Raw genomic sequence first — 10,399 nt, 5'->3', positions numbered from 1 at the left:
TTAATGGCCCTGTTGTTAGAATATTTACCCATAATCGCTTTTTTTGTGTTTTACAAAATGGCCGATATTTACGTCGCTACCGGCGTGCTAATGGCAGGTACTGTGTTACAAATTCTGACGCTGAAGCTACTTAAGCAGCCAATAACGACTCGTCATTGGGTAATACTGGCTGTAGTAATGGTATTTGGAGCAGTAACACTGTTATTACACGACGACTGGTTCATTAAAATGAAAGTATCCGTCGTTTACGTGGCCATAGCACTCATGCTTTTAGGCGGCTTGATATGGAAAAAACGCAGTCCAATTCAGGCTATGATGGGTAAAGATATAAAGCTGCCCGATACGGCCTGGTTCCGCTTAACCTACGCCTGGATCGTATTCTGTCTGGCACTGGCAGCAGTAAACCTTTACATTGCGGAATTCTGGAGCCAGGAGGCATGGGTTAACTTTAAAGTCTTTGGCATACTGGGTATTTCACTCGTATTCACAATTGGTACCGGATTCTATATGTACCATCACGCCATTGATGAGGAGCCCCAGGACTAATGTGGTTTGTTATTTTCGCAGAAGACCATGAAAACTCACTGGAAGGTCGCAAGCAGGCACGCCCTGCTCACCTTGAGCGCTTAAAAGCCTTACAAAACGACGGCAGGCTGCTGGTTGCCGGTCCCTGCCCGGCTATTGCAGAGCTTGACCCAGGCGTACTGGGCTTTACCGGCTCAGTCGTTATCGCTGAATTTGATACTCAGGAAGAAGCGGAACGATGGGCCAACGACGATCCTTACTGGCAAGCCGGTGTCTATAAAAAAGCAACGGTTAAGCCATTTAACGCCGTTTTACCGAACTAACCAAGTTAATCAGTTACTATGCAGAGCGTCGAACTCACCACCAATAATCGCTACCTGCACTGTGTCCTCTTTGAACCTGAATCGAGCCCTAAGGCCACTGTTGTTATAGCTGCGGCGTTAGGTGTAAAACAACGTTTTTACCAACCCATAGCCCGGTGGCTCAGCGAACAAGGTTACCGGGTCATTACTTTTGACTACTACGGTATTGGCCAGTCAGTTGATAAACCGCTGAAACAAATTAAGTCCGACATTACCGAATGGGCCGAGCTCGATATTACCTCTGTACTTGACTATGCGCAATCTTGCCAAAAGGGCGAGCCCTTAATCTGGCTGGCACACAGCCTGGGCGGGCAAATTGTCGCCATGGCACATAACGCCAATAAGATAGATAAGATGATAACCATAGCCAGCGGTACCGGTTATTGGTTGAAAGCCAGTAAACAGGTTCGTTGGACATCGTGGTTACTCTGGTATTTTGCCGCCCCTATTAGTACACCCATTGCCGGTTATTTCCCGGGTAAACGTTTAAATATGGTCGGCGATATGCCAGCGGCAGCCATGAAACAATGGAGTCGCTGGTGCCGCAGTAAGGACTACTTGTTTGATAACATCAGTACGGAACAGAAAGACCGATATAAAGTATTTTCGGCACCCATCAGCGCCTTTCATATTACTGACGACGAGTTGCTGCAACGATCCAATATCGAAAACCTGCTCGCGCACTACCCTAATGCACCCAAGGTATTGCAAGACCTGAATCCAGAAATGACTAAGAGCAAAGGTATTGGTCACTTCAACTTTTTTCGCAGCCAATTCAAAGAGTCTCTCTGGCGTGAACGCTTGCTGGGCGCCCTGCAAGTCAATTAAAGTCATTATAAAATTAAAGCAATTAATAAGGACGCTTTGTAATGCACTACCAAATTGAACTGGCGTTATCTTTGCTTGCAGCCCTTGCTCTCGGTCTGATGATAGGCATTGAGCGCGGCTGGAGCGGCAGAGACAGTGATGACGGCACGCGTGTTGCCGGTGTGCGAACTTTCAGTTTAATAGGCCTTAGTGGCGGCGTTTTTGCCATTTTAGCTCAACAATGGGGCGTATGGCTTATCGTTACGGGGTTCGTTGTTGTAACCATACTCATTGCATCGTCTTATATCAGTCATAGCAAGCTCTCTGATGACGCGGGTATCACTACCGAATTCTCCATGCTGCTGACTTTTGCGCTGGCAATTTGGGCAGCCTCCGGCGACCCACTACCGGCGCTCAGTTGCGGGGCTGTCGTGGTTGCGCTTCTTGGCCATAAAAAGAGTCTGCACAAATTACTTAAGCGTATTTCACCAAAGACGTTTTACTCAGGTATCACTTTACTGCTGATATCTGTGGTTGTCCTGCCTTTGCTGCCAAATGAAGGGTACGGTCCCTGGCAGGCATTGAACCCCTACTGGCTATGGTGGATGGTCGTTTTAATTTCGGGTCTGTCTTTTATTGGCTACCTGTTTACCCAACTGTTGGGAGAGAGGCGCGGCACTTTAATCACCGCAATCGCCGGAGGCTTCGCATCATCCACCGCGGTTACCTTAACTATGGCTCGTTTTGCGAAAAAGAACTCTCAGAGCGTCATTTACGTCAGCGGCATGCTGCTCGCCTGTAGCATTATGTTCCCACGTGTTCTTATTGAGGTCTTTGTGGTTAACCGTGAACTTTTACCACTATTGTGGCCGCCTATTCTTCTTATGTTCACCGGGTTATTAGCTGTCATGGCACTCATGTATAGACAACAAAGACGCACGTCTCCGACCGAAACCGGAGAGATAACCATCAGTAACCCACTGCAACTAACCACCGCCATCCAATTTGGTATTTTATTAGCGGTTATTTTGTTATTGGCTGAGGGAATGAAAAACTGGTTTGGTGATGCCGGGATATACGGCCTTGCTATAATATCCGGTCTGATGGATGTTGACGCTATTACCTTGTCACTGTCACGCTCAGCTCAGAGTGAACTCTCGCGCCAGGTAGCCGCTACGGGAATTATCTTAGCCTGTGTCAGTAATACTCTGCTTAAAGGCATTATGTTCGCTTCTGTTGCCGGCATTAAACTGCACTATCGTTACGCTGTTTACATGATTTTAAGCGTTATTCCTGGCTTGCTTTACGCCTTTTGGCAGTTTTAGTTATCACAAACGCAGGACAACCACTATGAAATCCGCTCCTGACTGGATATCACAACCGAACACACCTTATTTGCTCATCGATGAAGCTCAATTGAAGAGTAACATTCGGTATCTTAAACAACGGGTTGAGTCACTGGGAAGTCATTTACGCCCGCACTTGAAAACTCTGCGTACTCTGGAAGCGGCTGAATATCTACTCGATAATAAGAATGCTCCGGCCACGGTATCAACTTTAGCTGAGGCAGAGGCCTACGCGAAGGCAGGTTATACCGATTTACTTTATGCTGTTGGCATAGCGCCGGCAAAACTGAGGCGAGTAGCCGCACTAAGGCAGCAAGGTATTAACCTTCATGTTCTGTTAGACAATATGACACAGGCGCAGGCGGTTATTGATTTTGCTGCTGAGTTCGGGCAAGACTTTTCCGTTTTTATTGAAATAGACAGCGATGACCACCGTGGCGGTATTAAACCTCAGGCTCCTCAACTAATCACTATCGCCAAATCTTTAGGCTCACATTTTACCGGCTTAATGACCCACGCCGGGGGCTCATACGCCTGCAATACGGAACAAGGGTTAAAAAACTTCGCCAAACAAGAATGCGATGCCGTTCGAATGGCACAAGACAAGCTGAAAACCGCCGGTATTCGCTGCGCTATAACCAGCGTTGGTTCAACGCCGACAGCTCATTTTGGCGAGGACTTTAGTGACATAAGTGAGGTCAGAGCCGGCGTTTACACCACCTTTGATTTAGTGATGAAAAACATCGGTGTATGCGACTTTTCTGATATAGCCATGTCAGTGGTCACAACAGTCATTGGCCACAACAAAGAGAAGAATTGGCTGCTGACCGATAGCGGCTGGATGGCGCTATCGCGTGATCGCGGTACCGCTGGTCAGCGTCAGGACTTTGGCTACGGACAAGTGTGCAGAGCAGACGGTTCAGTGCTTAATGACCTTTGTGTTAACAGCACCTCGCAAGAGCACGGCGTTATAGAGTTAAACGACGCTTACCCATTAGAAGACTTCCCCGTTGGCGATCAGCTACGCATTTTGCCTAACCACGCCTGTGCTACGGCAGCTATGCATCCGGTTTACCATTTGCTAATGAGTGACGGCTCACATAACACCTGGCAACGCATTACTGGCTGGTAACTACTTGTTCTTGAAATCATTACTTGCAATACTTCAATGCCCAAGAACAACGAAAAGGAGTTCACTATGTTAGTAAGAATCACGACGTTAGTTTGCGCACTATTTATAGCAGTAACACTGCAGGCTAAAGAGTTTAGCGAGAACGAACATTACGAAGTTCTTGATACCTCAGCTTCATCTGAGCCTGAAATTATTGAGTACTTCTCTTTTTATTGCATGGCCTGTTACCGTTTTGAACCTATCGCAAAAGAGCTTGCCGCTACCTTTCCTGAAGCCTTTAAGAAGTCACACACCTCAGGGTTGAGCCCTAAACCGGGTATGGGTAGCAAAATGACTCAAGCTTACTCATTGGCCTTAATGCTGAATAAAGAGCAAGCTATTAGCGAGCGTATTTTCGAACGGCAATTTGGACAACGCCAGTCAATTGATACACAGGAAAAAATTAAAGACATATTTGTTCAGGCAGGCGTTTCTGAAAGCGAGTTTAACCGTGGGTTTAATAGCTTTTCGGTCAAAGCTCGCGCCAAACAGATGGAAAAAGACGTCCGCGATAAAAATATTACCGGTACTCCAACGTTGATTGTGAACGGCAAATACAAAATTCTGATGAATGGATTTCGCGACAGCGATGATCTTATCGGTGACTTAAAGCTCGTTATTGAGCAGTTGATGGATAAGTGAGTTATCAGAAAAAACAGCAAATAACGTTACCTGATAACCTCAGTAGTCACTTTGATAACACCTAAATCAAGATCAGCTATTTTATCGAAAGCGGAACGCGACAAATCAATAACTCTGCCGTCAATAAAAGGTCCGCGGTCATTAATTTTGACCACGACGCTTTTATTGTTAGCAATATTGGTGACACGTACTTTGGTTCCAAACGGCAAGGTTCGGTGAGCTGCGGTGCTGGAAAAGTGGTTATAAGTCTCACCGCTTGCGGTCGTTCTGAATTGGTATTTCATAGCGTAATAAGAGGCTTTACCAGACTCTTGAGAACCCACTAAGTTTTGAGGACTTTCAGCGGGAATTGAAGTACACCCGGTAAGCGCCAGCATAAAAATGCCAACGCCAAGGGTGAATTGTTTAAGTGGATACTGGTTTTTTGTTTTCATTTCTTAATTTTACTGAGTTCAGAAAACACTGTCCGTTAAGAAACCCAAAAGACGTGTAAAGAATTATACACTTACCTTAAAAGCTTCACGAACTGTCGGATACTCAAACTGAAAGCCATGATTGCGCAGTTTATCCGGCACCACAGCTTGCCCTTCAAGTAGCATCGACGACATTTCACCCAGGCCTAACTTAAGAACAAACGCCGGTACTCTCATAAAGTGCGGTTTATTCATAACCGATGCCAGGGTACGACTAAAGGCTTCGTTAGTCACCGGTCCTGGCGCCGTCATATTTACGGGCCCGGACAAATTATCGTGCTCCAACAAATACTCAATAGCTCGAATCATATCGTCCAGCTGGATCCAGGACATCATCTGATTGCCCTCACCCAACGGGCCGCCTAAACCAAACTTATAAGGCGGCAGCATTTTAGCTAAAGCCCCTTCACCTTTTGCCAAAACGACACCGGTACGCAGTAAAACCACACGAGTAGCCTTCTCCGCAGCCAGGGCTCGTCGCTCCCACCCCTGACACAAAGTGACCGCAAAGTCCTTATGTTCAGCGACATGGTCTTCATTAACCGGCTCCGCATCATGCGGGCCATAATAGCCAATTGCCGAGCCACTCAAAAAGGCTTTAGGCGGCTTTTCTGCTTTGTTAATCATGACGGCGAGCTTTTCTGTAACCTGCCAACGACTGTCTTTTAAAGCTTGCTTACGGGAATCAGACCAACGTTTATCAGCAATACCTTCGCCCTGTAAGTTTATAATCGCATCAAACTGACCAATATCAGCAATCTCATCGACCGAAGACAGCAAAGTTACATTGTCGCCCAGCTTTTTTCTCGCCCCTTCTTTGTTGCGAGTGGTCACCGTAAACTGGTGCGTGTTCTGATACTTATGAATAAAAGCTGAGCCAATAAGCCCGGTTCCACCTGTCATTAAAATGTTCATCGGTCACCTCTTTTAAATTCCATCAGGCCAGCTTACGTATTAGCTGCGCCGTATTTCTCTGAATGAGCCGGTGGCAGGATAAACGACCTAAAACAGCCACCACAACAGCACCAAATACCGGTCCTAACAACCAAAGTTTCCAATGAATAACTGGCGTCATATTGAACACCTGGTTTTGCAATATAAATAGCGAGACTTCCATGGCTAAGGTTGCTATTAGCCCGCTAATTGCCCCAAGCACCAAAAACTCATAAGTAATACTGCGACTCAATAATTTACCCGGCGCTCCGAGCGTGCGCAGAATCACCAGTTCTTTCTGCCGTTCTTCCATACTGGCCTGCACCTGCGCAACCAGCACTAAAGCTCCGGCAATAATGACCAGCACCAGTACAAAAACAATGGCTAAACTGACCTGTCCAATCACTTCACGAATCTGATTAATCATAGCGTCCAGATCAATCAACGACGTTTGCGGAAAAGGTTTAAACAATTGGTACAATTCGTCTTTTCGGTCTTCACCTAACCTAAAGCTGGTGATGTAAGTTGCCGGAAAATCTTCCAGTGTCGAAGTGTTAAAGATCATGTAAAAGTTTGGCTGCAGGGTATTCCAGTCGGCTTTACGTAAACTGGTTACAGGCACAGTGAACTCTTCGCCACCTAAGTTAAAGCGTAGTTCATCACCCACTTTTATATCCAGTCGTTCGGATACATTTAGTTCAACCGAAACTTGAGGTTCAGCATTGTCTCCCCACCACTCACCGGCTGTAAGTTCATTGTTGGGTGGCAAAGTATCCCGCCAGGTCAGTGAAAGCTCCCGTCCTACGCCCTCGCGGCCTTCCGCTTCATTGTCGTCGCGATCTTCCTTGGTGACTTCGTCTAGCAGCTTCTCCCCATTAATATGGGTTAAACGCCCTGGTACAATAGGATACAGATCCGTCGACGGAATGTTCTCCCGCTCAAACATAGTCTGCATATCATCGACTTTATCTTCAGCGATATTAATAGCAAAATAGTTCGGTGCATCTTCCGGTAACTGACTTTTCCAGTCTTCCAGTAAGTCGTTACGCAAAACAATAACGAGCAAGAGCAGCATAATGGCCGTCGAAAAACTGAGCATCTGTACGCTATTGGCTGCGGCTCTTCGCTGAAGGCCAGCCATAGCCAAACGCCAGCTACTGCCTGCCTGCATACCGGCTTTGCGGCTGGCAGAAATAAACAATCGACCTAACCCAAGAAGTAGAACGGCAGCAACCGCACCTCCTGCAAATAAGGCTGTCGACAACCACCACTGCTGGCTGTAAATAACCAGCAATGCGTAAATAGTTCCGCCACTTAACACCCATTGCAGCCAGCGTACCGCGTTACCCGCCGTTAACTGACGGTGCAATACGCGCAGCGGCGGAATAGAGACCAGCCGGAATAACGGATACAGAGTAAACATAACGGCGCTTATAACACCGGTGGCTCCGGCTAAAACATAAGGCTGCCAGCCCGCCTGAGGTAAAGTCGCATCCAGTTTCTGTGCGACCCACTCAATAACCAGATACTGAAGAGCCCAGCCAAGCGCCATACCGATGGCCACACTCGCAGCGGTTAATAGCAACAGGTGCAGCATAAAAATACGACGGATTTGCTGACGACTGGCACCTAAGGTCTTGAATATGGCGACCACATCGTAATTTCGCTGGCAATAACGCTGTGCTGCAACCGCAACGGCGGTTGCAGCCAGAACCACACCCAGCAGGCTTGCCAGCATCATAAAACGCTCAGCACGGTTCAGAGAACGCGACAACGGACTATTCCCGTCTTCAATACTACGCCAGCTGTGTGTATCGTCATTCAGGCGTGGTAAGAGCCATTCTTCGTAAGCATCAATATCGTTGTTATTACCAGCCATCAGCACATTAAAGCGCACCCGGCTACCTGGCTGGATCAAGCCGGTCTCTTCCAGCTGCGAATGGCGAATCAGTACATTTGGACTGTCAGTAAAAACTGAAAAGCCGACGTCAGGTTCATACGTAATGACCTTAGTGACTTTAAAGCTGCTGTTGCCGACTTCAATATCGTCGCCAATATCTAACTGCAGCGCCTGAAACAGCTGCGACGCCACCCAGGCTTCACCTTCTGCAGGGAGGCCCTCAGCAACATAACCCTGTCCAAAAGGTTGATCCGCTATTTCCAGCTCACCGCGTAGCGGATAACCGTTACTCACGGCTTTAATATCAACCAGGGTCATGTTTCCGTCAGCAAAAGCCATTGAATTAAAAACCACTTTCCAGGCCGTTTCCAACTGCATTTGACCGGCTTGTTCAAGCCATTCCTGCGGAATATCCCGTCTGGAGCTTAATACTCTGTCCGCTGCTAAAAATTCACTGCTACGTTCAGTAAGCCCGGCCTGCAGCCGATCACTGAATATCGATAACGACAATACCGCGGTAACCGATAATATAATGGCCAGTGCCATAATGGTCAGTTCGCCGCGTCTCAGCTCCTGCTTTAACAGACGAAATGAAATCTTATGCCACATTCTGAGCTGCCTCCGATAACTGCCCGGCGTCCATTTGCAACACGCGCTGACAGCGCTCTGCAAGTCGCTGATCGTGAGTGACCACAACGAGTGTGGTACCGTAATCCTTGTTTAAGTCGAAAAGCAATTCTTCAACTTTGCCGCCGGTTTTCGCATCAAGGTTACCGGTAGGTTCATCAGCAAACAGAATTTTGGGTTGTCCGACAAAGGCTCTGGCTATAGCGACTCGTTGTTGCTCACCGCCAGACAACTGGTTCGGGTAATGGTGCCAGCGATCTTCCAGCCCCACTTTTGCCAACAGTTCCCGGGCTTCTTTTTCTGCTCCCTTATGACCGGCCAGTTCCGCCGGCAGCATAACGTTCTCTAAGGCACTTAAGCTAGGTACCAGCAGGAACGACTGGAAAATGAAGCCGACTTTGTCTGCGCGAACTTTTGCCCGCTGCTCCTCATCCAATTCGCTTAATTTTTCGTTCTCTATAAGAACCTCTCCGGAGGATGCGAGGTCTAAACCCGCCAGTAGTGACAATAACGTCGACTTACCTGAACCGGAAGCGCCAACAATAGCTACGGTGTCACCGGCATTGATACTGGCGTTAATTGGCTGCAGAATCTGTAATGGACCCTCAGAGGTGTCTACGGTTTTTTCCAGTTGTTGAGCTTGAATGAGCATAAAATGAAAAACTTCCTTTTGAAAACGTGTTTATTTTTAGCGCTGTTGTTGGTTATACGCAGCGTTTCCGCAAATGTCTCACTTGTCGTTTTAGGTGACAGCTTAAGCGCCGGTTATGGGCTTTCTCAGGAACAAACCTGGGTTGCCGAGTTAGATCGCCGCTGGGAGAGCTCTCACCCCGATATTAACATCATTAACGCCAGCATTAGTGGCGAAACCACTCGTGGTGGTTTGCGTCGCTTAGAAGGCGTTTTAGAGCGTCATCAACCCGATGCATTATTTATTGAGCTGGGTGGTAATGACGGACTTCGTGGGTTCGACCTAAACACAGTTCGTTCAAATTTGAAACAGATCATCGACCAGGCGCAGCAACAAGGCGTTAAAGTCGGTTTAAGTCAGGTTATGGTGCCACCAAACTATGGTCAGCGTTTTGCTGAACAGTTCCGAAAAATGTTTGAGGAAGTTGCAGAAGAAAAAAATGTAACGCTTATCCCCTTTTTTATGGAGCAAATAGCGACCAACCCAGATTATGTGCAGGATGATGGTATTCACCCCACCGCGGAAGCCCAGCCGAAGATAGCTGATTTTCTGGAACCTTATTTGCTGGAGTTGGCGCAGTAGCGAAAGCCAGAAACAAAAAAACCGCCTGCGGGCGGTTGATTTAAGTGGCGTCCCCTAGGGGATTTGAACCCCTGTTACCGCCGTGAAAGGGCGGTGTCCTAGGCCACTAGACGAAGGGGACCCATGGAACTTAATTTAATACATGCTGAAAAGTAATGGCGTCCCCTAGGGGATTTGAACCCCTGTTACCGCCGTGAAAGGGCGGTGTCCTGGACCACTAGACGAAGGGGACGCAGAAATTACTTTTTACATTTTTGTATTTGAATGGCGTCCCCTAGGGGATTTGAACCCCTGTTACCGCCGTGAAAGGGCGGTGTCCTGGACCACTAGACGAAGGGGA

Annotated in this window: 11 protein-coding genes and 2 tRNA genes; 7 read left to right on the top strand and 6 right to left on the bottom strand. The window is 47.6% G+C overall.

Going from position 1 to position 10,399, the window contains the following annotated elements; translation table 11 throughout:
- Positions 1-3: 3 nt before the first annotated feature.
- The 6 genes from ispZ to Q5L94_RS11580 all read left to right on the top strand — a co-directional run bounded on the left by ispZ (position 4) and on the right by Q5L94_RS11580 (position 4,853).
- On the top strand, positions 4-546 hold the full coding sequence (ispZ, locus tag Q5L94_RS11605; RefSeq protein WP_317498556.1) for a septation protein IspZ: 543 nt from the start codon (positions 4-6) through the stop codon (positions 544-546).
- Entirely contained in the window at positions 546-848 is a 303-nt protein-coding gene (locus Q5L94_RS11600) for a YciI family protein (protein ID WP_317498555.1), read from the top strand. The genes ispZ and Q5L94_RS11600 overlap by 1 nt, the downstream gene beginning before the upstream one ends.
- Positions 849-866: 18 nt before the next feature.
- Positions 867-1,715, top strand: coding sequence for an alpha/beta fold hydrolase (locus Q5L94_RS11595; RefSeq protein WP_317498554.1), 849 nt, complete (start codon positions 867-869; stop codon positions 1,713-1,715).
- Positions 1,716-1,756: 41 nt separating this feature from the next.
- Entirely contained in the window at positions 1,757-3,019 is a 1,263-nt protein-coding gene (locus tag Q5L94_RS11590) for an MgtC/SapB family protein (protein ID WP_317498553.1), read from the top strand.
- Positions 3,020-3,044: 25 nt separating this feature from the next.
- A complete protein-coding gene (locus tag Q5L94_RS11585; RefSeq protein WP_317498552.1) occupies positions 3,045-4,172 on the top strand; it encodes a DSD1 family PLP-dependent enzyme in 1,128 nt (375 codons plus the stop codon).
- 66 nt (positions 4,173-4,238) lie between these two features.
- Positions 4,239-4,853, top strand: coding sequence for a thiol:disulfide interchange protein DsbA/DsbL (locus tag Q5L94_RS11580; RefSeq protein ID WP_317498551.1), 615 nt, complete (start codon positions 4,239-4,241; stop codon positions 4,851-4,853).
- Between the two features lie 26 nt (positions 4,854-4,879).
- Here the strand turns inward: Q5L94_RS11580 and Q5L94_RS11575 are convergent, their stop codons facing one another.
- The 4 genes from Q5L94_RS11575 to Q5L94_RS11560 form a co-directional block, all read right to left on the bottom strand.
- Entirely contained in the window at positions 4,880-5,287 is a 408-nt protein-coding gene (locus Q5L94_RS11575; protein WP_317498550.1) for a septal ring lytic transglycosylase RlpA family protein, read from the bottom strand.
- A gap of 63 nt (positions 5,288-5,350) precedes the next feature.
- A complete protein-coding gene (locus tag Q5L94_RS11570; protein ID WP_317498549.1) occupies positions 5,351-6,241 on the bottom strand; it encodes a TIGR01777 family oxidoreductase in 891 nt (296 codons plus the stop codon).
- Between the two features lie 22 nt (positions 6,242-6,263).
- On the bottom strand, positions 6,264-8,768 hold the full coding sequence (locus Q5L94_RS11565) for an ABC transporter permease (protein WP_317498548.1): 2,505 nt from the start codon (positions 8,766-8,768) through the stop codon (positions 6,264-6,266).
- Entirely contained in the window at positions 8,758-9,438 is a 681-nt protein-coding gene (locus Q5L94_RS11560; protein ID WP_317498547.1) for an ABC transporter ATP-binding protein, read from the bottom strand. Before Q5L94_RS11560 ends, Q5L94_RS11565 begins: the two co-directional genes overlap by 11 nt.
- Positions 9,439-9,441: 3 nt before the next feature.
- Here Q5L94_RS11560 and Q5L94_RS11555 point away from each other — a divergent pair, with 3 nt between their 5' ends.
- Positions 9,442-10,059 carry an arylesterase gene (locus Q5L94_RS11555; protein ID WP_317498546.1) on the top strand — a complete coding sequence of 206 codons (618 nt, stop codon included), beginning with the start codon at positions 9,442-9,444 and terminating at the stop codon, positions 10,057-10,059.
- 45 nt (positions 10,060-10,104) lie between these two features.
- Here the strand turns inward: Q5L94_RS11555 and Q5L94_RS11550 are convergent.
- Positions 10,105-10,180, bottom strand: a tRNA-Glu gene (locus Q5L94_RS11550).
- A gap of 35 nt (positions 10,181-10,215) precedes the next feature.
- Positions 10,216-10,291: transfer RNA gene (locus Q5L94_RS11545), tRNA-Glu, on the bottom strand.
- Positions 10,292-10,399 lie beyond the last annotated feature (108 nt).

It is taken from the genome of Idiomarina sp. Sol25 (assembly GCF_033052775.1).
GTDB lineage: Bacteria > Pseudomonadota > Gammaproteobacteria > Enterobacterales > Alteromonadaceae > Idiomarina.
Note: the sequence above shows the minus strand (reverse complement) of the source record. Positions and strands in the feature narration are given on the sequence as shown.